Raw genomic sequence first — 23,316 nt, 5'->3', positions numbered from 1 at the left:
GACTAGTTCACTCATGAGCGACAACACGTATGCAGCCGCCGGCGTCAACATCGAGGAAGGCGACCGCGCGGTAAAGCTGATTACCCCGCACGCTCAGCGCGCCACCCGCCCGGAAGTCATGGGTGGGCTCGGGGGCTTTGCCGGGCTGTTCAAGCTGGGAGAGTACAAAGAGCCGATCCTCGCTGCCGGCTCTGATGGCGTGGGCACCAAGCTTGCCGTGGCCCAGGCGATGGACAAGCACGACACCATTGGCATCGACTTGGTTGCCATGTGCGTTGACGACCTTGTGGTGTGCGGCGCGGAGCCGCTTTTCCTGCAGGACTACATTGCCGTTGGTGAGGTGGTTCCGGAAAAGATTGCGGACATCGTCAAAGGTATTGCTGAAGGCTGCGTCCAGGCAGGCGCGGCACTCCTCGGCGGCGAGACCGCTGAGCACCCAGGTGTTATGGGCAAGGAGGAGTACGACGTGTCCGCCACCGCCGTGGGCGTCGTGGAAGCCGATGAGCTGCTGGGCCCGGACAAGGTCAGTGATGGCGACGTGCTCATTGCCATGAAATCCTCCGGCCTGCACTCCAACGGCTACTCGCTGGCTCGCTACGTCCTGCTGGAACAGGCTGGTCTGCCGCTCGACGGCTACATGGAGGACCTCGGCCGAACCCTTGGTGAGGAGCTGCTGGAGCCGACCCGCATTTATGCCAAGGATTGCCTGGCGCTGACCTCCGAGTGCGCAGTGTCTACTTTCTGCCACGTCACCGGAGGCGGACTTGCCGGAAACCTGGAGCGCGTTATCCCGGAAGGCCTGACCGCTGAGGTTAGCCGCTCGACGTGGACTCCGGGTCAGATCTTTAAGACCATTTCCTCCGTGGGCAAGGTTGCCCTCGAGGAAATGGAGAAGACCTTCAACATGGGCGTGGGCATGATTGCCGTCGTCGCCCCAGAAGATCGCGAGCGCGCTCTGGCTATGATGGCCGCCCGCCACGTCGAGGCCTGGGAATTGGGCACCGTACGCGCCGCACAGGAGGGTGAGCCGCGCGTGGTGATGACGGGCGAGCACCCAGGTTTCTAAAAACCTACACCTCGGTGGAGTACAGGAACGGAAAGGCCGGTGGCCTCATCCCTGAGAGGGAATGGGGGCCGCCGGCCTTTCGCGTACGTGCTGAGAGTTGAGCTTAGCGCTCGTCGGAATCGTCCTCATCCCACTCGTCCGAGTCCCAGTCATCCTCGCCATAATCGGCGTACTCCGAGTACTGGTCATCCTCGTTGTTGCGGGAATGCTGCGAAGCGAGCTCGCGCTGGAGAGAGTCCAGATCCATTTCGGGCGAATTGTACTTCAGCTGGCGTGCAACTTTGGTCTGCTTTGCCTTTGCGCGTCCGCGTCCCATGTGCATGACCCCCTTGAGGTGTGTAGGGCGGGCCAGGGATTCTTGGCCGCCCCATCGTCTTAGTCAGATATGTGTATGTTCCTGTAAGACACCATAGCGTGTGTGACGAAAAAATTCCGAACTACCCCCAGCGGCGGGCTAAAAAAGTGCTATACGCCGTGGCGATGGGGTCGTGTGCGATATACCACTACCGGCCGCGTAAGCGGTTCACGGCAGCGCGTCCTGCCTTAGGTCCTTCATCCTGGGGGATGGAATCTGGCTCGACGGACGCGGCAACTGGACCAATAGAAAAATCACCCTGGTTTAGAGCACTGCGCTTGACCAAGCCCAGCCCGATAGGGCCAAGGTCGCAATCGTCCACTACGGTGCCCAGGCGCCCTACTCGGCGCCCACCGAGCGTGATGTCGGCGCCCGGTTCGGGGGCTTCAGGGGCGGAGCCGTCGAGGTAGAGCAAGACGAGCAGGCGCGGCGAACGGCCGAGGTTCTCCACGCGGGCCACCGTCTCTTGGCCGCGGTAGCAGCCCTTCTCCAAGTGGACGAAGGCGGGGCGGTCATCGCTGCGGCGGATCCAGTGCGGAACCTCGTGGGGGATGGTTTTGCCGTCGAGGTCAGCAGCGAGTTCGGGTTCGCGGGCTTTGACTCGTTCAGCGGTAAAGGTCATCAGACCTGCCACGCTGCCGCCGTGGGACTCTAGCTCGGTCACAGCGGCGGAGAGCTCGGCGCGCGGGACGAGGATATCCTGGCGCGGGCAGCCGGGCCAGAAAACGGCGCGTTCAGCCACGGTGGCAGCTGGTGCCGGGAGGGGAATGCCCAGCACGGAGATGACGGCGAGGTCAGCCTCGTCCACGGTGACCTTGGACCAAAAGATCATCTTCGTGAGGAAATCCTTGAGAAAGTCGAATTGCGCTGCAGGGACGTCGAGGAAGAAGGTCTCGCCCGTGAAAACCAGATCCATGTGGTGCAGCACGTGGCCTTGTATATCGAGGTCCGCGGCGCCGGCGGCAAAGCCTGCCTGAACGTCATCGAGCTTCTGGCTCAGCAAATTGTGGAGAAAAGCCTTGGCATCCGGACCTGAGACGGCGATGACGCGGCGGTGCGAGCGGTCAATAATTGCGGAGCCGGTCTCCACGACGCGCTGCTCTACCAGGGGGTTTTCGTAGTGCCAGGGGACCCCGGAGACGTCGACAAGCGTGGCGCCCTGAAGCTCAGCGGCTCCGGGCCGGGAAAGAAGCGGCGAAGAGTAACTCACGTCTCCCGATAGTAGGGCATAATCGAACCTATGAGCCTTCAGCCCAGGAAAGAGCCGGTCATCTATGTTGTTGAACCTTTTGGAGGGTCGGTAAGACGGCACATGCCGAGCCTGCCCCTGGTGCACTGGGATGATGCTGTGGTCACCCGCGGCGATGGCATCTTTGAATCCCTCCTCGTGCGCGATGGGAAGGCAGCGAATTTCCAGCGCCACGCTGAACGTTTTGCCCAGTCTGCCCGCGCGCTTGACCTACCAGAACCGCCGATGCACAAGTGGGAAGAGGCAACGCAGATGGCTATTGCGGATTTCTGCGGGACCGTAGCTAGTGATCATGTTCTGCCGGAAGCCAAGTGCACGTGGACTTATACACGCGGCAGGGCGTCGACGGGCGTGCCCTCAGCATGGGTCGTCGTTCAGTCCATTCCGGAGGATGTGCGCAAGCAACGCGAGACGGGTGTGAAGGTGATGAGCACGCCGCGCCTGTGGCACGTGGCGGAGGAGCTGCCGGCAAAAACGCTGAACTATGCAGCGACCATGGCCACGCTGCGGCTCGCGCGCGAGCGCGGCTTCGATGACGTCATTTTTACGGACCCGGAGACGGGACTGGTGTTGGAAGGGGCGACGTCGACAGTCGTGGCCGTCAAGGGCTCGAAAATGCGCACACCGGCGGGCAAGGGGATCCTGCCCGGCACAACGCAGGCAGCACTGTTTGAGCACGCCACCGAACAGGGTTTTCGGTGCAAGGCTAAGGCACTCACCGTAGAGGATCTGCAGGGTGCGGATTCGGTGTGGTTGGTCTCCTCTGTGCGCACGGCGGTGCGTGTGACCCGCCTCGATGATGTGAAACTCAAGGCGCCGGGGAATGCGGAGGAGATCCGCGGGCTTATCGACGCCTCACTGGCCCGCTAATCACTTCCCCCTCAGAGTTCCTTGACGTGTAGTTGGGTTATTAGCCCGCGACGCGGGTGAGCTCGGCGGACATGAAGGGGCGCATCTCACCATCGACGAGGCGCTCATCTACCCAACCCAGGTTGTTATTCGGCATGAGGCCGTACATGCGCTTGCCGGGGCCCAGGTTGGTCGGTCCAGTTTCAGTCACCATGGTCGAGGCCGATTCGAGCTGCCAGGCGCGCTCGTTGAACAGCGACCCATAGAAGATCTCGTTGACGCCATTAGAAGAGGTATAGGTCATCTCGATTTCATCCTTGAGGGAAATGCGCCAGAAACCGGACTCGCGGACGTCGGGGCCAGTCGGGTTGCCCTCGGTGTCGATCTTCCAGGTTCGGGAGGTGTACGTCAGGTAGTTCTCACCATCGTGCGCAATAATGAGCTGCTGGCCAAAAGCGTACTGCTCGCCATCAGTGCTGTGGGCCTGGCCCTCGCCCTGCCATACGCCGACGAGGGGGAGCAGGCCCAGCAGGCCATCGTGCAGCGACGGGCCTTGGCGAAGGTTAGCGGTTTCATCCGGAAGCGGGTTCTCAGCCACGTCCACGGTAGGGATGTTGCGGGAGGCAGCATCTTTCCAGGCTTCGGCGGCCTGGTTGACAGCGTCGTTGCCATCAATCTTGGTGTTTTCCGGGTGCGCGTCCCGGCGGTCCTGGGACTCGTTGTGTTCATTGTTCTGTTCGCTCATGCTGCCCCAGCGTAGTCGTGCCGGGGGTACGGCAACCACTAGGCTCCAGTACCCTGGTGTGGCATGCGCGTGTTGCTCATTTCTAATCCGAATTCCACCAGCCAGAATGCGGCTCTCTTCCGAGAGGTGCTGCCCATCATCCGTGGCGTGGAGGGACTGCGTCTGCTGACGCAATTTACTCACTACCCAGGCCATGCTGAGGAAATGGTTCGTGGTATGACCAGGGAGGACTATGACGTTATCTTGGCCTTCGGAGGCGACGGAACAGTCAATGAGATTGTCAATGGTCTGCTCGGACCTGTAGATGCACAGTCGCGGCCGTCCCCACAGGACATTCCAGCCTTAGCAGTCATCCCGACTGGTTCCGCTAACGTATTCGTCCGCGCTCTCGGTTTCCCCAACACCCCCGTTGAAGCCGCACACGTGCTGGCGCGCATGCTGGATCGTGATATTCGCCGTGAAGTCTTCCTCGGCACATGGAATGATCGCTGGTTTGCGGTCAACGCTGGCTTCGGCTTGGATGCGGACGTGCTGGCACGTGTGGATCGTGCTCGTGAGAAGGGCTTTTCTGCCACCCCGCTGCGCTATCTGGCAGTGTCGTTTCAGGCCTACCAGCGCGCCCGTATCCGCCCGCCGCGCATCAATGTGCGTGCGGTGTCGCGCTCTGGAAACACGTTCAAGGCGGATAACGTGCCGCTCATGTTCACCTCCAACACCAACCCGTGGACCTTCCTGGGCCCGCTTCCGGTGGTGACGAATCCGCGTAACTCTTTCGACCAGGGCCTCGGGTTATTCGGTGTCTCTGACCTACACGGCTTTGATGGATTGGTGGGCGTCCTCCACCTCTTTGGTGTGGATCGCCGTCATTGGCTCAACAAGATAACGGATGCTCGTACCTTGCACTTTGAAGATGCCGCTGAAGTGGACTTGGAATGTCCTGAGCCGCACCGCTTCCAGGCCGATGGCGAATCGGAAGGTACCTTCACGACAATCCACATCGAGTCAGTGCCGAATGCACTCGAGGTTTTCGCACCGATTGATCCGCGCCCGGCGTCCCAGCGCACAATCCGGGAAGTGCTGCGAGACTTTATCCGCATTAAGTAAGCGGCTGGTGACGCCCGCGGTGAGTAGAGCGTCCACACGCTAGTTCCGCTAGTTCCGGCGCCAGCTGGGAGGTGTCGTCGGCGCACTGCCCACCTCGTTGGCGGTGTCCTGGGCCTTCTGTGCGGCGTCTTCTACAGCCTTCTCCTCCGAACCGTCGATTTCGAGCGGCGAAAGCTGCGTGGTCTTGAGCGTGATGTTGCGGCGCTGTACCTCGAAGGAAATGGAACCGCCATGTAATTTCACCGAGGTGGCTTGCGAAGGCAGCGGCAGTTCGCGTGTGTCCAGTACCAAGCTAAAGGCCTTCTGGAGACGTTCATCGTCCGTACCATAGACGCTCATGCGGAATTCTGGGCCCACGAGCCGCAGGGTGACGGTGGCGGTGGATTTGGTGGTATCTCCGGGGAGCGTGCCGGTCAGCTCTGCTTCGGCGGACGAACCGCCAGCAGGGGACATGTCATCTGGGTTGGCAATGGACAAGTCCGTAATTCCCAGCAAGCGGCCCAGCGCGACGCCATCGAGGCTAATGCTTCGTGTGTACGTCGAGACAGGGGAGCCCTCAAATTCACCGTTGAAGAGCTGCTCGGGACGAATGGTGATATCACGCAGGGTGGTCGAGGCATTCACCATGCCAAGCTTGGGCACCTCGACGTCGGAGGAGTTGACCTCGATGTAGGGGATCTCTGTGGTGAGTGCCGCAGCAGTAAAAGGCACACCACCGATGAAGACGTCCGGGGTATTGTCCAGCTGCGAGCTGGCCTTCGCCTTCTGGGCCACGGTGTGTTCTGCATGCATGGCCACTGCAGAATCCGCCAGCCACATAGCCAACACGACGCCTGTCACGGCGGCGAGGCGCACGACGGTACGGCTGAGATGGATGACGGTCACCCCTCTATTACTACCGTACGTAGGCTGGGAACCATGCATATTGAAACCCGTACCTTGCCGCAGCATCTAGACCTCGCGGAACAGGTGGCGCAGCTTGCCCAGAACGCCGCTGCTCACGATGGTATCGATCCGCTTTCTGAGCAGTTCCTCCTTGGGCTGCGCGATGCCCGCCTGGGCCACGAGCACCTGCTGGCTGTGGACGGAGAACGCATTGTGGGGGTGGCCGCACGGGATGGCGACCAGGTGGAGCTTGTTGTTTCTCCCGATCACCGGCGCGCGGGCGTAGGGCAAGCGCTTTACGACGCCCTCCCGGCCCACCCATACCTGTGGGCCCATGGCAATCTCCCCGCCGCACAAGCACTGGCGAAGAAGAATGGAATGGACGTCGTCAGGCGCCTGCTGGTCATGGCCATTAAAGATGAAAAATTGCGCGACGCTGCCGGGCAGCCTTCGCTCGACGAAGGGTTGGACATTTTGTCCTACACGGAATCAGTCGAGCGTTATGACCGTGCGCATGTGGAAAACGAGTGGGTACGCACAAACAATGAGGCTTTTTCCTGGCACCCGGAGCAAGGTGGCTGGGACATCGAGCGCCTACAGCGCGGTATGGAAGCTGAGTGGTTTGATCCGGCTGATGTACTTTTCCTGTGGGAGGAAATAGGCGGTTCCGTTGATGGCGCTGCCCCCACAATGGCGGGATTCCACTGGCTTAAATGGCATACCGAAGAAGATCCTGCTTTCGGTGAGGTCTACGTGGTGGGATTGTCAGAAGCTTTCCGTGGACGCCGATTGGGTGGCCCACTTCTGAGCGCTGGCCTGCAGCGTATGGTGGATAAAGGCGCCGAGAAGGTGATCCTTTATGTCGAGGCAGACAATGAGCCAGCGGTTAAGGCCTACGAACGGCTAGGCTTTTCTATTGCGGAGGAGCACTGCGTCTGGGCTGAAAGTGACTAGTCTCACGGGTTTTTGGTACAAGTTAACCGATTGTTTACCTCCAGATCCTTGTGTGGTTAACCCACTCGAGATAACTTTACGTTTCGTGAGTTAATCGTGCTCGCCTCAACAGGGCAGTGAACGGTTTCCTCGGACAATCATTCTCTTGTATCCACACCGGAAAGGTTTCCCGTGATTCGCAACTTCAAGCGCACCGCTGCAATCTTCGGCATCGTTGCCGCTACCTCCACCGCTCTCGTCGCCTGCTCTGAATCCAACGACTCTGGTTCCGACTCCGCTGACGGCGGCTCCGAGAGCTCGGAAGTTTCTGGCGAGCTCGTTGGTGACGGCGCTTCCTCCCAGCAGAATGCAATGTCTTACTTCCAGACTGCATTCTCTGAGGATCACCCGAACGCTTCCTTGTCCTACAACGCTTCCGGCTCCGGCGCCGGCGTTGAGGCCTTCACCAACGGCCAGGCTGACTTCGCTGGTTCCGACTCCGCTCTGAAGGAAGATGAGGGCGAGGTTGAGGCTGCTGCTGAGCGCTGTGGTGGCAACGAGGCATGGCACCTGCCGACCACCATCGGTCCGGTAGCTATCGCTTACAACCTCGAGGGCACCGAGATCAACCTCTCCACCAAGACCCTGGCCAAGATCTTCAAGGGTGACATCACCAAGTGGAACGATGAGGCAATCGCTGCTGACAACGAAGGCACCGACCTGCCGGACGAGGACATCACCGTCATCTTCCGCTCTGATGAGTCCGGTACCTCCGCTAACTTCCAGAAGTTCCTGAAGGCCGCTACCGGCGACTGGGACAGCGAGGGCAAGCAGTTCCCGGATGCAGTTGGTGAGGGTGCCAACGGCTCCGCTGGTGTTGCTGACCAGGTTGCCAACATCAAGGGTGCTATCACCTACGTTGAGGCTGGCTTTGCCGACCAGAAGGAAGCAGACGGCGTTCAGAAGGCCAAGATCGACTTCGGCCACGGTCCGGTTGAGCTGAACACCGAGTCCGTCAACGTTGCTCTGGAGAACCTGGAGTTCAAGGAGACCGAGTCCGAGCACAACATGGTTGTTGACTCCGACGCTCTGTTCGCGTCTGACGACGAGGGTGCATACCCGCTCATCCTGACCACCTACAACATCGTTTGCTCCGCTGGTTACGATGAGGAGACCTCCGCTCTGGTCAAGGCCTTCTTCACCACCGTCCTGGATCACCAGGATGACCAGCTCGCTTCCCAGGGCTTCATCCCGGTTGAGGGTGCACACCTGGACAAGCTGAAGGCTGCTGTTGACGCTCTGCAGTAAGCGCTAGAGCTTCACAAAGCTAAATATCTCTCCGCCCCCACTGCCGCACTCGATTCGCGCTTTGGGGGCGCAGGTATGTAACGACAAATTCCATTCTTAACGCTGAAAAGGATTAGAACGTCTCATGGCAGACAATAATCTCACCACGGCGCCAGAGCAGACGGAACTTTCCGTCTCCGCTGCTGAGCGGCCTTCTACCGGCGGAACCGAAGAACTTACCATGGCTAACTCTGGTAGCGGAGTTAAGCGCCCAGGCGACCGAGTCTTCGAATTCCTTTCTTCTGCTTCGGCCACTTTGATCACCGTCATGATTGCTGCCATTGCGGGCTTCTTGCTGTGGCGTGCCGTGCCTGCCCTGGGCGTCAACGACGGTGGCATCATGGGGTTCTTCACCTATGGTGGCCGTTGGGAGACCGGCGATACTTCCGCGATGAAGTTCGGTATCCCAACCATGTTCGGCACCACGGTTCTTATCTCCGTCTTCGCCCTGCTGCTGGCTATGCCGGTTGCACTGGCGATTGCCATCTTCCTGTCTAACTACGCACCCGCACGTATGGTCAAGCCGCTAGGCTTCCTCGTGGACATGCTCGCTGCGGTCCCGTCCATTGTTTATGGTCTGTGGGGCTGGCAGGTCCTTGGCCCAGCTCTCTCCGGTTTCTACTCGTGGCTGGAGTCTTGGGCTGGCGGGTTCTTCCTTTTCACCGTCTTCGACAACTCGCCGTCGTTTGCTACCGGCCGTAACCTCTTCACCGGTGGCATCGTGCTGGCCGTGATGATTCTTCCGATTATCGCCGCTACGGCACGTGAGGTCTTCGTCCAAACTCCTCCTGGTCAGATTGAGTCTGCCTTGGCGCTGGGCGCAACCCGCTGGGAGGTTATCCGCATGACGGTGCTGCCCTTCGGTATGTCCGGCTACATCGCCGGTTCCATGCTCGGTCTCGGTCGTGCGCTGGGTGAGACCATGGCTCTGTACATGGTTGTCTCCCCGCTCGTGGACTTCCGCTTCTCGCTCTTCGACGGCGGTACGACCTTCGCCATGGCCATCGCCCTGGCATCCGCAGAGTTCGGTAATGAGATGCGCGCTGGTGCCTACATCGCCGCCGGCCTCATGCTGTTCTTGCTGACCTTCGTGGTCAACGCCATTGCCCGCGCCATTGTGAAGAAGAAGTAGGGAGGAGGACACAATGACTACTACTGCAAACGCCAAGCCTGCCTCCGCAGGCGCTACCTTCCTTGATATTTCGGCTTCCCGAAAGGCCACCAACACCATTGCCACCGTCGTGGTGTGGGCAGCCATGATTCTCGCCATGGTCCCTCTGGTATGGGTTCTGTGGGAACTCTTTGCCCGCGGCAGCGGCATCATCTTCAGCGCCGATTGGTGGACCGCGTCCCAGCGCGGCATCATGAACAGTGCTGAGGGCGGCGGTGCTGCTCACGCCATCATTGGTACCTTCATCCAGACCATCTTGGCCTCCATCATCTCCATCCCGATCGGTATCTTTACCGCTATCTACTTGGTGGAGTACTCCAAGGGCGGCTGGCTCGGCCGTATCACCACCTTCATGGTGGACATCCTGTCCGGTGTGCCGTCCATCGTTGCCGCGCTGTTTATCTTCGCTATGTGGATTACGCTCTTCGGCTTTGGCCGCTCTGGTTTCGCCGTGGCGCTTTCCTTGGTGCTGCTGATGATTCCTATCGTCGTGCGAAACACTGAGGAGATGCTCCGCGTGGTTCCCATGGACCTGCGTGAGGCCTCCTATGCGCTGGGTGTTCCGAAGTGGAAGACCATCGCTAGAATTGTCCTGCCGACCGCACTGTCCGGCATCGTTACCGGTATCATGCTCGCAATTGCGCGTGTGATGGGTGAGTCTTCTCCGGTGCTGGTCCTTGTTGGTTCCTCCTCCATCATCAACTGGGACGCGTTCAAGGGCTCGCAGTCTTCGCTGCCGCTGATGATGCTGGATATGTACAAGGCCGGCGCACAACCGGCTGTCCTGGATAAGCTCTGGGGTGCAGCGCTGACGCTGGTTATCCTCATCGCCATCCTCAACATCGCGGCCCGTATCATCTCCGCGAAGTTCTCGGTCAAGAAATAGATCGCCGTAACACTCGATTCCGCCATACATTCTTAAGAGGAGAAACTCCCTAATGTCTAAGCTCGCGCTCAATGACGTGAACATCTACTACGGCGACTTCCACGCCGTGCAGAACGTCAACATGCAGATCCCTGCCAAGGCCGTCACCGCGTTCATTGGCCCGTCCGGCTGCGGTAAGTCCACCGTTCTGCGCACCCTGAACCGTATGCACGAGGTTATTCCCGGTGCCTACGTCAAGGGTGAAATCCTCCTGGACGGTCAGAACATCTATGACTCCAAGGTTGACCCGGTATCCGTGCGTAACACCATCGGCATGGTCTTCCAGAAGGCAAACCCGTTCCCGACCATGTCCATCGAGGACAATGTGGTTGCCGGCCTGAAGCTGTCTGGCGAAAAAAACAAGAAGAAGCTCAAGGAAGTTGCAGAGAAGTCCCTGCGCGGCGCAAACCTGTGGGACGAGGTGAAGGACCGCCTGGACAAGCCGGGCGGCGGTCTCTCCGGTGGTCAGCAGCAGCGTCTGTGCATCGCTCGCGCGATTGCCGTGGAGCCGGAGGTTCTCCTCATGGACGAGCCGTGCTCCGCTCTCGACCCGATTTCCACCCTGGCTGTGGAGGACCTCATCCACGAGCTGAAGGAGAACTTCACCATCGTTATCGTGACCCACAACATGCAGCAGGCAGCTCGTGTGTCCGATAAGACGGGCTTCTTCTCCCTCGAGGCCACCGGTAAGCCGGGTCACCTCGTGGAGTTCGACGAGACCACCAAGATCTTCGAGAATCCTTCCAAGAAGGAGACTGAGGACTACATTTCCGGCCGCTTCGGTTAAACCGTAGAGACTCGCTTCACGCAGACTGCCCCTTCCCGGACTGAAAGGTCTAGGAGGGGGCAGTGTTATTTTTTATTCGAGCAAGCTGGCGTTCAGCCTGCCAGGAAAGCCGGCGGGGGATTAACGGTGGAACTGGCGCTCGAGCTCAGCCATGCGGGCTTCCAGCTCGGCCTCGCGCTGTTCCTGGTCGCGCTTATGCATATAGCGTTCCGGATCCAAGCCGGTGGCAAGGTAAATGATGCGGCCAGCGGCGGAAGCACAATGATCGGCGAAGCGCTCGTAGTAGCGGGACAGCTGGGAGGTTTCCACCGCCTCGCGTACAGTGCCCTTCCACTCGCGCTGGGTAAGGATTCGCAGCAGATGCTGGTTGATGTCATCGACCGCATCATCATCATCCGTGAGACGCAGGGCCAGATCTGGGTCACGCGTAATGAGGAGATCCTTCAATCCCAGGGACATATCGAGAACGAGGCGCGCGTACTCTTCAAAGAAGCCGAGGATGTCCGCCGGAACGACAATTTCGGGGTGTCGGCGGCGTGCACTCGTGGCAATGTGCTGGGCTAAGCGGCCCATGCGGTAGTAGTCCTCCACGATGTAGATGGAAGAAATCACTTGACGGAGATCTTTCGCCATGGGGTTCTCAAGTGCCAGTAGGGACACAGCGCGGTCTTCGCAGCGCGCACGGACCTCATCGAGTTCTTCGCGCAGCGAGACGGCCTCCTCGGCCGGTTGGAGGGCACCCTCCAGCAACGCCTTGGAGGCGAGGGTCATAAGATTATGGACAGTATCGCTCATGATGATGAGATCATGGGCAAAATTATCCAGCTGTTCACGATAGGCTGCGCGCATGTCTGCTAGACTACTTCATCTTTTGGTCTAGCGCGCGTTAGGAATCAGTCGGGCGATAAATATCTCACGGAGTGATACTCCAGCAGCCCTTATCCGCCGGAATGCATCAGCTCCGCGCCCTCAGGCACCGTGTCATCTTCAGGATCATCCAACCAACCGTCGGGGAGGACTACCTTGGCGGGAGAACCTTGGCGGCCACGGGCGCCATCGGCGTCGTCGGCAAGCGCAGGTGAGTCAGCCCACGGCGCGAGGAGTTCGCGCAGATCCTCAAGGGAATTGACGCGGGAAAGACCCGCCCGGACCTCACCGCCAACAGGAAAGCCACGCAGGTACCACCCAATGTGCTTGCGGATATCGCGGCTGGCCTGGCGTTCACCTTCATGCTGAGCCAAGAGCTCCGCATGGCGCGTCATGATGCGTGTGACCTCACCGAGGGTGGGCTCAGAAGGAACTGCTTCGCCGCGCAGGTGCGCGGACAGCTCAGCGAAGAGCCACGGGCGACCCAAACAGCCGCGCCCGACGACGACGCCGTCGCAGCCGGTCTGCTCCATCATGTCGTGGGCATCGGTGGCCTTGAAGATATCTCCGTTGCCCAGCACCGGGATACCGGTGTCAGCAAGATGTTCCTTAAGGCGTGCAATCTCATTCCAATCCGCATGGCCGGAATACCGTTGCGCAGCGGTGCGGCCGTGAAGTGCGACTGCCGACGCCCCTTCCTCCACCGCAATGCGCCCAGCATCGAGGTGCGTGTGGTGCTCGTCATCGATGCCTACGCGCATCTTGACGGTGACTGGAATATCGGTTCCTTCGGTGGCTTTGACTGCCGCCGCCACGATATTGCCAAAGAGGCGGCGCTTATACGGCAGGGCAGAACCACCACCGCGACGCGTGACCTTGGGGACTGGGCATCCAAAGTTCATATCGATGTGATCTGCCAGGTTCTCATCCACGATCATTTTCGCTGCCTTATACGTGTACTCCGGATCTACCGTGTACAGCTGCAGGGAGCGTGGGTTTTCCTGCGGATCGAAGGTGGTCATGTGGATGGTCTTCGGGTTGCGCTCCACAAGGGCCCGCGCCGTCACCATTTCACAGACGTAGAGACCGGAGACCGTTCCGGTCTTTTCGATTTCTTGCTCGCGGCACAGCACACGAAAAGCCACGTTGGTCACGCCGGCCATGGGGGCGAGAACAACGGGGGAATTGAGCTGAATATTTCCGATTGCAAGAGTCACGTCGCTCATTGTGCGCGGTGAGAGGGTGGGGTGGCAAATTGAGCGTACGCTGCCACAGGTAGCGCGGACCGTATGTGGGGATCGGGGATAGAGAGGGGGTGCACAGTTTTGTAAAGAGTGCGGTAAACTCTTCACGCATTCGCTAATGTGGTGTATGTAACTAAGTGAAAGGGGCCGTAACCTAGGCCCTTTTTCGTACATATAGGAGGATTTAATGTCTGAGAGAATTGCGTACGCACCGTTTGAGAAGCTTGTTATGAGCGCCGACGAGGCTGCAAAGTTTGTCAACCATGGTGACCGCGTTGGTATCTCCGGCTTTACCGGCGCTGGCTACCCGAAGGCCCTGCCTACTGCCATCGCTGAGAAGGCCAAGACCGCTCACGAGGCAGGCGAGGAGTTTAAGATCGACGTATTCTCCGGTGCCTCCACCGCTCCGGACTGTGACGGTGTGCTGGCAGAGGCTAACGCCATCCGCTTCCGCTCCCCGTACAACTCGGACCCGGCTCTGCGTAACCGTTTTAACGACGGCTCCGCCCTCTATCAAGACATCCACCTTTCCCACTCTGGCCAGCAGGTTGAAGAAGGCTTCTATGGTGACTTCCAGGTAGCCATTATTGAGGCCGTCCGTATTGATGAGAACGGCAACATCGTCCCGTCTTCTGCGGTGGGCAACAACCTCGAGTACATCGAGGCCGCTGACAAGATCATTATTGAGATCAACGAGTGGCAGTCCGAGAACCTCGAGGGCATGCACGATATCTACAAGATTGAGAAGCTGCCGAACCGTCAGCCGATTCCGATCACTAAGCCGGCTGACCGCGTTGGTACCACCTACATTGAGATTCCGGAAGAGAAGGTCGTGGCTGTGGTCAAGACCAACGCTCCGGACCGCAACGCTCCGTTTAAGGCTCCGGATGAGGTCTCTGAGAAGATTGCTGCGAACTTCATCGAGTTTCTTGAAGGTGAGGTCGCTGCTGGCCGCCTCGAGTATGACAAGTTCATCATGCAGTCTGGCGTGGGCAACGTCCCGAATGCCGTGATGGCTGGCCTGCTGGATTCCAAGTTTGAGAACATCCAGGCTTATACCGAGGTTATTCAGGACGGCATGCTCGACCTGATTGATGCCGGCAAGATGACCGTCGCCTCCGCGACCTCCTTCGCGCTGTCCCCGGAGTACGCGGACAAGATGAACGCTGAGGCAGAGCGCTACGCCAAGCACATCATCCTGCGCCCGCAGCAGGTATCCAACCACCCGGAGGTTATCCGCCGCGTCGGCCTGATTTCCTCCAACGGCATGATTGAGGGCGATATCTACGGCAACATTAACTCCACCAACGTTTCCGGCTCCCGCATCATGAACGGTACCGGTGGCTCTGGTGACTTCACCCGTAACGCTTACATCTCCACCTTCGTGTCCCCGTCGGTGGCCAAGGACGGCGCCATCTCCGCCGTTGTGCCGTTCGTGTCCCACACCGACCACACTGAGCACGACACCATGGTGATCATCACCGAGTATGGCGTTGCTGACCTTCGTGGCTTGGCTCCGAAGGAGCGCGTTGAGAAGGTCATCGCAGTGGCTCACCCGGACTACCGTCCGTTGCTGGAGGAGTACTTCGAGCGTGCCAAGGCCAACAAGTTCCAGCACACCCCGCACGATCTGAAGACCGCCTTCGAGTTCCAGGTGAACTTCATGGAGAAGGGTGACATGCGCGGCTAGTTCGCTCGTCCCCACGGCAGTCCTTGCCGAATAGTGGCCCTCACCGCTTCATTCACTTCTAGGTGAGGGCTATTTTCTTTTCTAGAAGGCCACCTACTACAATGTAGGAGCGTTGGGCCTTTAGCTCAGCTGGTAGAGCTACGGACTTTTAATCCGCAGGTCGCGGGTTCGATCCCCGCAGGGCCCACAAAAAGAGCCGCCTTTGGGCGGCTCTTTTTTCTTTTCTTTTCTTGCTTGTTTATCTTGCTCTGCTGCTCCCCAGTGCTGAGCGTTAGCTCTGCTAGCTTTTGACGAGTTTCCTAATGGCCCTCATGGCCTCCTCCAGCTTCTCTGTGGCCTCTTGCTCGTCTTTGGTGGCAGCGCCGGCCACGCAGTGCTCAATGTGGTCCTCAAGGAGTGCGAGAGAGACGTTTTCCAGCGCTGAAGTCACTGCCGATATCTGCGTAATGATGTCAATGCAGTACTGGTCCTCATCGATCATGCGGTGAATGCCGCGGGTCTGCCCTTCAATGCGCTTGAGGCGAGCCAGATACTTCGCTTTCTGTTCGCTATCGGAGTTATAGCCGTGCACTCCAGGCTCGTGACAGGAGCAGGTATCGTGCTGGTTAGCCATGGTTTTATGTCTTTCTGCCAAAGCGATTTGGTTAAGAGTGGATGTCTCCAGTATATTTTTACGAAGTTGCCTGAACGGCAACGGGCCCCCATCGTCTAGCGGCCTAGGACACCGCCCTTTCACGGCGGCGGCACGGGTTCGAATCCCGTTGGGGGTACCAACACCTTCGTGTTGGTGCATAAGAGAATACGTAAGGCCCTGTGGCGCAGTTGGTTAGCGCGCCGCCCTGTCACGGCGGAGGTCGCGGGTTCAAGTCCCGTCAGGGTCGCCATGTGTCGTGAAAGACACCGTCACGCCCCGAAGTATCGTTGGAAAACATGCTTCGGGGCGTTTCTTGTTGTCGCGCCATCGTCTCCGCTCCGGGTTCTTCAGATGAAGGGGTTCTTGAGGGCTAGGAGTGATAGGTCTAGTGCGAATCACAAGGTTGAAATGACGTTGTTTAAAGCTGGCTGAAAACTTACATTGACGTGGGGATTTGGCGACTTTCTGAAGCGTTGTGTAGAGTACTTATTCGTGCCCAGCGCACAAGAGATAATTAAAAATGGCCCTGTGGCGCAGTTGGTTAGCGCGCCGCCCTGTCACGGCGGAGGTCGCGGGTTCAAGTCCCGTCAGGGTCGCCGAAGTCACTTGTGGCTTCTGGCCAGATAGCTCAGTCGGTAGAGCACACGCCTGAAAAGTGTGGGGTCGCCAGTTCGATCCTGGCTCTGGCCACAAGAGCACGCCTCCTCCAAACATGGAGGGGGTTCTTTTGTCTCTGTTCGTCCCAGGCGGCTTTTGGTTTAATGGGCACTATGACTACTTCAACTGCGCACCAAACCGATCAATCCCGTTTTGTTATCACCGTTGATGGGGAAGAAGCAGGCTTCGCCGAGTACGCCGATACCGCAACAACGCGCGAGTTCAACCACACCGTCATCCACGATGCCTACCAGGGGCAGGGCCTGTCAAAGACTCTCATCCAGGCAGCATTAGATGATGAATCGACGGCAGCCCGTCAAGTCATCCCTACATGCAGTGCAGTGGCAGGGTTCATTGAGAAGAACCCTGACTACCAGCCACTCACCACGCGTGAGGGCAACCTCTAGATGTAGTAATCCGGGTCCACCAGCTTGATGCGCTCGTCCTTCTTGCGGGGACGGTTTTTAGCTGGGATACCGGTAGCGATGTGGTTCGGAGGCACATCTTTAGTTACCACGGCGTTAGCACCCACTGCGGAGCCTTCGCCGATGGTGATAGGGCCCAGGACCTTGGCGCCGGCGCCAATGGTCACGTTGTCTTCAATAGTGGGGTGGCGCTTGGTTTGTGTGAGCACCTGGCCGCCGAGTGTGACTCCGTGATAAAGCATGACGCCATCGCCGATTTCTGCTGTCTCACCGATGACGATTCCCATGCCGTGGTCGATGAAGAAGCGGCGTCCAATGGTGGCCCCGGGGTGGATTTCCACGCCTGTAAAGAAGCGATTCAGCTGCGCCAAGATACGGGCGGGGCTGCGCCAGCCGCGCTTCCACATACGGTGGGAAAGGCGGTGTGACCAAATAGCGTGGAGACCGGAGTAGACCACGGCATTCTCCACGTCACCGCGGGCGGCTGGGTCGTGCTCGCGGGCATTGGCGAGGTCCTCGCGGATCATCTTTAAGATGTGCATGCGAACCATCCTATCTATAAAGGAAAAGCGCCCTGGGGAAATAGGGCGCTTTTATTCGCTGGGTGGTGGTTTCCTCGCTGTGCGTATGGGCGCAGTGGGGAAGAGGGGCTGCTTTAGGCCTCGCGGATGTCCTCGAAGAGGATGGTGGAGACGTAACGTTCGCCGAAGTCCGGAGCAACTACCACGATGGTCTTGCCCTTGAATTCCTCACGAGCAGCCAGCTTCAGAGCAGCGGAGACGTTGGCACCGGAGGAGATACCGACCAGCAGGCCTTCCTCGGTAGCGAGCTTGCGTGCAGTAGACACTGACTCCTCGGTGGTAGCGGTAAGAACCTCGTTAAGGATTTCGCGGTCTAGAACCTCCGGCACGAAGTTGGCGCCAATGCCCTGAATCTTGTGCGGGCCAGCCTTGCCTTCGGAGAGAACAGGGGAGTCGGACGGCTCGACGGCAACGAGATAGGTGTCGGCGTTCTGGGAGCGCAGGTAACGGCCAACGCCGGTTACGGTGCCGCCGGTGCCCACGCCGGCAACGAAAGCGTCGACCTTGCCCTCGGCGTCCTTCCAGATTTCCGGGCCAGTGGTCTGCTCGTGGATCTTCGGGTTGGCCTCGTTTGCGAACTGGGAAGCCAGGATAGCGTTCGGGGTCTCGGCGATAATCTCGTTCGCCTTCTCGACGGCACCCTTCATGCCGGCAGCGCCCGGGGTAAGAACGATCTCAGCACCGTAAGCGCGGAGCAGAACCTTACGTTCGTTGGACATGGTTTCCGGCATGGTCAGGATGACCTTGTAGCCCTGTGCAGCACCGACGAGTGCCAAGCCAATACCGGTGTTGCCGGAGGTGGCCTCAACGATGGTGCCGCCAGGCTTGAGCTGGCCGGATTCTACGGCGGCGTCGACAATCGCCTTGGCGATGCGGTCCTTCACGGAGTTTGCCGGGTTAAAGGACTCGACCTTCACCAGCACCTCGGCGCCGAGGCCCTCGGTAAGACGGTTGAGGCGGACGAGCGGGGTGCCGCCGATGGTTTCCAGAATGTTGTTGTAGACAGCCACGATGTGGACTCCTTTGGAAATAAGTTCTGACGTACAGCAGACACCTTACACTCCGCTAGTAGACAAAGTGGTATATAAAGTCTGAACAGATCATTCGGGCATGAAATGTGGGATTCCCTGACTGTGAGCTGTGTGGCGCGATTTAGAATTACCCCCGTCGGCCGGTTATACTTCACAAACAGTGTTCACCTACCCCCGTTCTCAGCGGGGAATATGGGTGCACCTGCTGGTTACCCCCGAGTAAGAGAGAGTCTCATGGAGCCGCATCGACTCAAGGATGACGACGAGGCCGTACGCGCAGCACTGTCGTCGTTGAAGACTGCTACGGGTATTCCCGTCACTATGTACGGAACCCTATTGCCGGATAATCGTTTGCAGATTACCCAGTGGGTAGGTTTGCGCACGCCGGCGCTACAGAACCTCGTGATTGACGCCAACGTGGGTGTCGGTGGACGCGTGGTGAGCACGCGTCGTGCCGTCGGTGTTTCTGACTACACCCGCGCCACGACGATTAGTCATGAGAATGACCGTTATATCCAGGATGAAGGTCTTCACTCCATCGTTGCGGTGCCGGTCACTGTCCAGCGAGAGATTCGCGGTGTCCTCTATGTCGGTGTCCACTCGCCGGTGCGTTTGGGTGACAAGGTTATTGAAGAAGTCACCATGACCGCTCGTTGCCTGGAGCAGGACCTTGCGGTGAATTCAGCCCTCCGCCGTGCTGACAGTGGAAAGGGTGGAGCCGCGCGTGGCCACGTAATGAATGGCGCGGAGTGGGAGCAGGTACGTTCTACTCACTCCAAGCTGCGTATGCTGGCAAACCGCGTCTCGGATGAGGGCCTGCGCAAGGAGCTCGAGGCTCTCTGTGATCAGATGGTGTCCCCAGTACGCGTCAAGCAGTCCACCAAGCTATCTGCCCGCGAGCTCGATGTTCTGTCGTGTGTGGCACTCGGCCATACCAACGTGGAAGCGGCCGAGGAAATGGGGATCGGCGCCGAGACTGTGAAGTCTTATTTGCGCTCTGTGATGCGCAAACTCGGTGCTCATACCCGTTATGAAGCGGTGAATGCAGCACGTCGCATCGGCGCGTTGCCCTGATTGTAGGTAAGTTGGGTGGGCGTGAAAGACCAGTTTATTGTCTCCGGTGGGGCGCGCCTACAGGGCACCGTCAAGGTGGACGGTGCCAAAAATAGTGTGCTGAAGCTGATGGCTGCGGCCTTGTTGGCGGAGGGCACCACCACGCTGACCAATTGTCCTGAGATTCTCGATGTCCCCCTGATGCGCAAGGTCCTCGAGGGCCTGGGCTGCTCCGTGGAGATTGAGGGGCACACGGTGCGCATTACGACGCCCGCCGAGCTCCACTCCAACGCTGACTTCGACGCGGTGCGTCAGTTCCGCGCTTCGGTGTGCGTGCTTGGCCCATTGACCTCGCGGTGTGGGCATGCCAAGGTGGCGCTCCCCGGCGGAGATGCCATCGGCTCCCGCCCGCTCGATATGCACCAATCCGGTTTGGAAAAACTTGGTGCGAGTACCCGTATTGAACACGGCGCGGTCGTAGCCGAAGCGGAACACTTGCGCGGCGCCAGCATCAAGCTTGACTTTCCCTCTGTGGGCGCGACCGAAAACATCCTGACTGCCGCCGTCCTTGCGGAGGGCGAAACGCAGCTCCACAATGCTGCGCGCGAGCCGGAGATCGTCGACTTGTGCCTCATGCTCAAGGAGATGGGCGCCAACATCGAGGGTGAAGGAACCTCCACCATCACCATCAAGGGAGTGGACAAACTGCACCCGACCGAGCACGAGGTCATTGGTGATCGCATCGTTGCCGGCACCTGGGCTTATGCAGCGGTGATGACGAGAGGTGACATCACTGTTGGCGGTATTGCGCCCAAGCATCTGCACCTTCCGCTGGAAAAGCTCAAGTCCGCCGGCGCGGAGATTGAGGCTTATGTCAACGGATTCCGGGTACGCATGGATCGCCGCCCCACTGCTGTGGACTACCAGACCTTGCCGTATCCCGGCTTTCCCACGGATCTGCAGCCGATCGCCATTGGCCTTTCTTCTGTAGCGCAGGGAACCTCCATCATCACGGAGAATGTCTTCGAGTCTCGCTTCCGCTTTGTTGATGAGATGCTGCGCCTCGGTGCCGACGCGCAGGTGGACGGTCACCACGTTGTCATTCGTGGTCAGGAACAATTGTCCTCCACTCATGTCTGGAGTTCCGACATTCGAGCCGGTGCCGGTTTGGTCCTTTCTGCACTATGCGCGGATGAGACAACGACGGTCCACGACGTCTTCCACATTGATCGCGGCTACCCGAACTTCGTGGAGAACCTTCAGGCCCTAGGGGCCACCATCGAGCGCACGCAAGAGGAAGAGCTCTACTAAGGAGCAGTGCTTGGCGACGTTTCCCCGGTTCAACCTCACGGTTGTCCTGGGGATTTGTTGTTTGTTGGTGGTGTGCGTATATTAATTCGAGTCGCCGCGAGGTAGCCGTTTGGTTAACTGGTGGTAGATGTTGGGGCAATGTTTGTTCGGCGGGTTTGACTTTGGTTGGGCTTGTTGGGTAATGTTGTTCGAGCCGCTTGCGAGAGGTTAACGTTTGGTTAATTTTCTTGTGGTGTGCGGATGATGTGTGAGAACTCAATAGTGTGCCAATGTACTTTTTTGTGTTGGTTGATTTTATTCATTTTGGCTGCGGTACGCCGTATGTGTATCGTGGTTGGTGTATGCCGGATGGCGCTTTTTCAAGCGGCGTCATTGTAAATAACAGTAAGTTGTTTGGGCGTATTGATGGAATCTTCTGACTAGGCCAATCCTCTTTTTGTGCCCCGTCGGGTTGGGGGTTGGTTGAAGTTTTTTCTTTATGTAATTTTTGGATTTGCCAGTTCAGGCAGCATCGTTGTGGTGTTGTTTGTGTTGGTTTGTCTTTTTGTCTAGGTTTGGGCTTTTCACGGCCTTTTTTTGTGGAGAGTTTGATCCTGGCTCAGGACGAACGCTGGCGGCGTGCTTAACACATGCAAGTCGAACGGAAAGGCCAGTGCTTGCACTGGTACTCGAGTGGCGAACGGGTGAGTAACACGTGGGTGATCTGCCTTGCACTCTGGGATAAGCTTGGGAAACTGGGTCTAATACCGGATAGGAACCGTCTTTAGTGTGGTGGTTGGAAAGTTTTTTCGGTGCAAGATGAGCTCGCGGCCTATCAGCTTGTTGGTGGGGTAATGGCCTACCAAGGCGTCGACGGGTAGCCGGCCTGAGAGGGTGTACGGCCACATTGGGACTGAGATACGGCCCAGACTCCTACGGGAGGCAGCAGTGGGGAATATTGCACAATGGGCGGAAGCCTGATGCAGCGACGCCGCGTGGGGGATGACGGCCTTCGGGTTGTAAACTCCTTTCGACAGGGACGAAGCTTTTTGTGACGGTACCTGTATAAGAAGCACCGGCTAACTACGTGCCAGCAGCCGCGGTAATACGTAGGGTGCGAGCGTTGTCCGGAATTACTGGGCGTAAAGAGCTCGTAGGTGGTTTGTCGCGTCGTCTGTGAAATTCCGGGGCTTAACTCCGGGCGTGCAGGCGATACGGGCATAACTTGAGTGCTGTAGGGGAGACTGGAATTCCTGGTGTAGCGGTGAAATGCGCAGATATCAGGAGGAACACCGATGGCGAAGGCAGGTCTCTGGGCAGTTACTGACGCTGAGGAGCGAAAGCATGGGTAGCGAACAGGATTAGATACCCTGGTAGTCCATGCCGTAAACGGTGGGCGCTAGGTGTAGGGGGCTTCCACGTCTTCTGTGCCGTAGCTAACGCATTAAGCGCCCCGCCTGGGGAGTACGGCCGCAAGGCTAAAACTCAAAGGAATTGACGGGGGCCCGCACAAGCGGCGGAGCATGTGGATTAATTCGATGCAACGCGAAGAACCTTACCTGGGCTTGACATACACCAGATCGCTGCAGAGATGTAGTTTCCCTTGTGGTTGGTGTACAGGTGGTGCATGGTTGTCGTCAGCTCGTGTCGTGAGATGTTGGGTTAAGTCCCGCAACGAGCGCAACCCTTGTCTTATGTTGCCAGCATTTGGTTGGGGACTCATGAGAGACTGCCGGGGTTAACTCGGAGGAAGGTGGGGATGACGTCAAATCATCATGCCCCTTATGTCCAGGGCTTCACACATGCTACAATGGTCGGTACAACGCGCAGCGACACTGTGAGGTGGAGCGAATCGCTGAAAGCCGGTCTTAGTTCGGATTGGGGTCTGCAACTCGACCCCATGAAGTCGGAGTCGCTAGTAATCGTAGATCAGCAATGCTGCGGTGAATACGTTCCCGGGCCTTGTACACACCGCCCGTCACGTCATGAAAGTTGGTAACACCCGAAGCCAGTGGCTCAAACTTGTTAGGGAGCTGTCTAAGGTGGGATCGGCGATTGGGACGAAGTCGTAACAAGGTACCCGTACCGGAAGGTGCGGGTGGATCACCTCCTTTCTAAGGAGCATTAATGAGACACCAGTTGGTGTTTGCACACTGTTTGTTGTGTGTGTGGTGGTTGAGTAGACGATTGTTTTGCTGCCACCTTTTTTGAATCGGGTGGAGATACACCTTAACCAGAATGATTGTTGACCAGATGGTTGATTGACTAACACGGAAATTTTTTAAGGTACGTTGGTGCATTGTTGGGTGTCTGGGGCATTATCCCCTGGATGTCAACCCATGCTGGTAGCACACTGTCGATGGCTTTTGCTTGGTGGTTGTGTTGTTGGTGTGGGGTGTTGTGTGAGAACTGTATAGTGGACGCGAGC

21 protein-coding genes, 5 tRNA genes and 1 rRNA gene are annotated in these 23,316 nt (G+C 58.4%); 18 read left to right on the top strand and 9 right to left on the bottom strand.

Features of this window, described 5'->3' with window-relative positions; translation table 11 throughout:
• Positions 1 to 13: 13 nt before the first annotated feature.
• The gene (gene purM / locus I6J26_RS04035; protein ID WP_115023469.1) at positions 14 to 1,066 is read left to right on the top strand and encodes a phosphoribosylformylglycinamidine cyclo-ligase; all 1,053 of its coding nucleotides are present in this window, start codon (positions 14 to 16) and stop codon (positions 1,064 to 1,066) included.
• 103 nt (positions 1,067 to 1,169) lie between these two features.
• Here the strand turns inward: purM and I6J26_RS04030 are convergent, their stop codons facing one another.
• Together I6J26_RS04030 and I6J26_RS04025 are read right to left on the bottom strand one after the other, a co-directional pair.
• Positions 1,170 to 1,382: a DUF3073 domain-containing protein gene (locus I6J26_RS04030; protein ID WP_115024466.1), complete on the bottom strand. Its 213-nt coding sequence runs from the start codon at positions 1,380 to 1,382 to the stop codon at positions 1,170 to 1,172.
• Positions 1,383 to 1,569: 187 nt separating this feature from the next.
• Positions 1,570 to 2,631, bottom strand: coding sequence for a YgfZ/GcvT domain-containing protein (locus I6J26_RS04025; RefSeq protein WP_115023467.1), 1,062 nt, complete (start codon positions 2,629 to 2,631; stop codon positions 1,570 to 1,572).
• Between the two features lie 30 nt (positions 2,632 to 2,661).
• On the opposite strand from I6J26_RS04025, the gene I6J26_RS04020 reads away from it, so the two are divergent.
• Positions 2,662 to 3,540 (top strand): aminodeoxychorismate lyase, encoded by an 879-nt coding sequence (locus tag I6J26_RS04020; RefSeq protein ID WP_115023465.1) that lies wholly within the window; start codon positions 2,662 to 2,664, stop codon positions 3,538 to 3,540.
• Between the two features lie 40 nt (positions 3,541 to 3,580).
• Here I6J26_RS04020 and I6J26_RS04015 read toward each other — a convergent pair whose 3' ends face one another.
• Positions 3,581 to 4,264: an FABP family protein gene (locus I6J26_RS04015; RefSeq protein WP_115023464.1), complete on the bottom strand. Its 684-nt coding sequence runs from the start codon at positions 4,262 to 4,264 to the stop codon at positions 3,581 to 3,583.
• 63 nt (positions 4,265 to 4,327) lie between these two features.
• Between I6J26_RS04015 and I6J26_RS04010 the strand changes: the two genes are divergently transcribed.
• Positions 4,328 to 5,368, top strand: a complete 1,041-nt coding sequence (locus I6J26_RS04010; RefSeq protein WP_115023462.1) for a diacylglycerol/lipid kinase family protein — start codon at positions 4,328 to 4,330, stop codon at positions 5,366 to 5,368.
• 48 nt (positions 5,369 to 5,416) lie between these two features.
• Here I6J26_RS04010 and I6J26_RS04005 read toward each other — a convergent pair whose 3' ends face one another.
• Positions 5,417 to 6,253 (bottom strand): LmeA family phospholipid-binding protein, encoded by an 837-nt coding sequence (locus I6J26_RS04005; protein ID WP_115023460.1) that lies wholly within the window; start codon positions 6,251 to 6,253, stop codon positions 5,417 to 5,419.
• A gap of 33 nt (positions 6,254 to 6,286) precedes the next feature.
• Here I6J26_RS04005 and mshD point away from each other — a divergent pair, with 33 nt between their 5' ends.
• The 5 genes from mshD to pstB all read left to right on the top strand — a co-directional run bounded on the left by mshD (position 6,287) and on the right by pstB (position 11,416).
• A complete protein-coding gene (gene mshD, locus I6J26_RS04000) occupies positions 6,287 to 7,207 on the top strand; it encodes a mycothiol synthase (RefSeq protein ID WP_115023458.1) in 921 nt (306 codons plus the stop codon).
• 171 nt (positions 7,208 to 7,378) lie between these two features.
• Positions 7,379 to 8,494 carry a phosphate ABC transporter substrate-binding protein PstS gene (gene pstS / locus I6J26_RS03995; protein WP_115023456.1) on the top strand — a complete coding sequence of 372 codons (1,116 nt, stop codon included), beginning with the start codon at positions 7,379 to 7,381 and terminating at the stop codon, positions 8,492 to 8,494.
• Between the two features lie 124 nt (positions 8,495 to 8,618).
• Positions 8,619 to 9,665, top strand: a complete 1,047-nt coding sequence (gene pstC, locus I6J26_RS03990) for a phosphate ABC transporter permease subunit PstC (protein ID WP_115023454.1) — start codon at positions 8,619 to 8,621, stop codon at positions 9,663 to 9,665.
• Between the two features lie 13 nt (positions 9,666 to 9,678).
• Complete coding sequence (gene pstA, locus I6J26_RS03985) at positions 9,679 to 10,590, top strand: phosphate ABC transporter permease PstA (RefSeq protein ID WP_115023452.1); 912 nt, start codon at positions 9,679 to 9,681, stop codon at positions 10,588 to 10,590.
• 52 nt (positions 10,591 to 10,642) lie between these two features.
• Entirely contained in the window at positions 10,643 to 11,416 is a 774-nt protein-coding gene (gene pstB / locus I6J26_RS03980; RefSeq protein WP_039676499.1) for a phosphate ABC transporter ATP-binding protein PstB, read from the top strand.
• Positions 11,417 to 11,536: 120 nt separating this feature from the next.
• On the opposite strand, the gene phoU is transcribed toward pstB, so the two are convergent.
• The gene (gene phoU / locus I6J26_RS03975) at positions 11,537 to 12,265 is read right to left on the bottom strand and encodes a phosphate signaling complex protein PhoU (protein WP_115023450.1); all 729 of its coding nucleotides are present in this window, start codon (positions 12,263 to 12,265) and stop codon (positions 11,537 to 11,539) included.
• Positions 12,266 to 12,354: 89 nt separating this feature from the next.
• Positions 12,355 to 13,500 (bottom strand): tRNA dihydrouridine synthase DusB, encoded by a 1,146-nt coding sequence (dusB, locus tag I6J26_RS03970; protein ID WP_115023447.1) that lies wholly within the window; start codon positions 13,498 to 13,500, stop codon positions 12,355 to 12,357.
• Between the two features lie 214 nt (positions 13,501 to 13,714).
• Between dusB and I6J26_RS03965 the strand changes: the two genes are divergently transcribed.
• The gene (locus I6J26_RS03965) at positions 13,715 to 15,217 is read left to right on the top strand and encodes an acetyl-CoA hydrolase/transferase family protein (protein ID WP_115023446.1); all 1,503 of its coding nucleotides are present in this window, start codon (positions 13,715 to 13,717) and stop codon (positions 15,215 to 15,217) included.
• A gap of 114 nt (positions 15,218 to 15,331) precedes the next feature.
• Positions 15,332 to 15,404 (top strand) — tRNA-Lys (locus tag I6J26_RS03960).
• A gap of 93 nt (positions 15,405 to 15,497) precedes the next feature.
• On the opposite strand, the gene I6J26_RS03955 is transcribed toward I6J26_RS03960, so the two are convergent.
• On the bottom strand, positions 15,498 to 15,830 hold the full coding sequence (locus I6J26_RS03955) for a metal-sensitive transcriptional regulator (protein ID WP_115023443.1): 333 nt from the start codon (positions 15,828 to 15,830) through the stop codon (positions 15,498 to 15,500).
• A gap of 84 nt (positions 15,831 to 15,914) precedes the next feature.
• On the opposite strand from I6J26_RS03955, the gene I6J26_RS03950 reads away from it, so the two are divergent.
• The 5 genes from I6J26_RS03950 to I6J26_RS03930 all read left to right on the top strand — a co-directional run bounded on the left by I6J26_RS03950 (position 15,915) and on the right by I6J26_RS03930 (position 16,915).
• A tRNA-Glu gene (locus I6J26_RS03950) sits at positions 15,915 to 15,990 on the top strand.
• Positions 15,991 to 16,024: 34 nt separating this feature from the next.
• Positions 16,025 to 16,101: transfer RNA gene (locus I6J26_RS03945), tRNA-Asp, on the top strand.
• 272 nt (positions 16,102 to 16,373) lie between these two features.
• Positions 16,374 to 16,447, top strand: a tRNA-Asp gene (locus I6J26_RS03940).
• Between the two features lie 21 nt (positions 16,448 to 16,468).
• Positions 16,469 to 16,541, top strand: a tRNA-Phe gene (locus I6J26_RS03935).
• A gap of 71 nt (positions 16,542 to 16,612) precedes the next feature.
• Positions 16,613 to 16,915, top strand: a complete 303-nt coding sequence (locus I6J26_RS03930; protein ID WP_115023441.1) for a GNAT family N-acetyltransferase — start codon at positions 16,613 to 16,615, stop codon at positions 16,913 to 16,915.
• On the opposite strand, the gene epsC is transcribed toward I6J26_RS03930, so the two are convergent.
• Both epsC and cysK read right to left on the bottom strand, forming a co-directional pair.
• Positions 16,912 to 17,475 carry a serine O-acetyltransferase EpsC gene (gene epsC / locus I6J26_RS03925; RefSeq protein WP_115023439.1) on the bottom strand — a complete coding sequence of 188 codons (564 nt, stop codon included), beginning with the start codon at positions 17,473 to 17,475 and terminating at the stop codon, positions 16,912 to 16,914. The genes I6J26_RS03930 and epsC overlap by 4 nt on opposite strands.
• Before the next feature lie 113 nt (positions 17,476 to 17,588).
• A complete protein-coding gene (gene cysK, locus I6J26_RS03920; RefSeq protein WP_181815468.1) occupies positions 17,589 to 18,527 on the bottom strand; it encodes a cysteine synthase A in 939 nt (312 codons plus the stop codon).
• A gap of 252 nt (positions 18,528 to 18,779) precedes the next feature.
• Here cysK and ramA point away from each other — a divergent pair, with 252 nt between their 5' ends.
• The 3 genes from ramA (at position 18,780) to I6J26_RS03905 (ending at position 23,002) form a co-directional block, all read left to right on the top strand.
• Positions 18,780 to 19,619 carry an acetate metabolism transcriptional regulator RamA gene (ramA, locus tag I6J26_RS03915; RefSeq protein ID WP_115023434.1) on the top strand — a complete coding sequence of 280 codons (840 nt, stop codon included), beginning with the start codon at positions 18,780 to 18,782 and terminating at the stop codon, positions 19,617 to 19,619.
• Positions 19,620 to 19,640: 21 nt separating this feature from the next.
• Entirely contained in the window at positions 19,641 to 20,909 is a 1,269-nt protein-coding gene (murA, locus tag I6J26_RS03910) for a UDP-N-acetylglucosamine 1-carboxyvinyltransferase (protein WP_115024463.1), read from the top strand.
• 575 nt (positions 20,910 to 21,484) lie between these two features.
• Positions 21,485 to 23,002: ribosomal RNA gene (locus tag I6J26_RS03905) — 16S ribosomal RNA — on the top strand.
• Positions 23,003 to 23,316 lie beyond the last annotated feature (314 nt).

Source organism: Corynebacterium minutissimum, from assembly GCF_016889765.1.
GTDB classification, from domain to species: Bacteria; Actinomycetota; Actinomycetes; order Mycobacteriales; family Mycobacteriaceae; genus Corynebacterium; species Corynebacterium minutissimum_B.
This window is presented reverse-complemented; position numbering and strand designations above follow the sequence as displayed.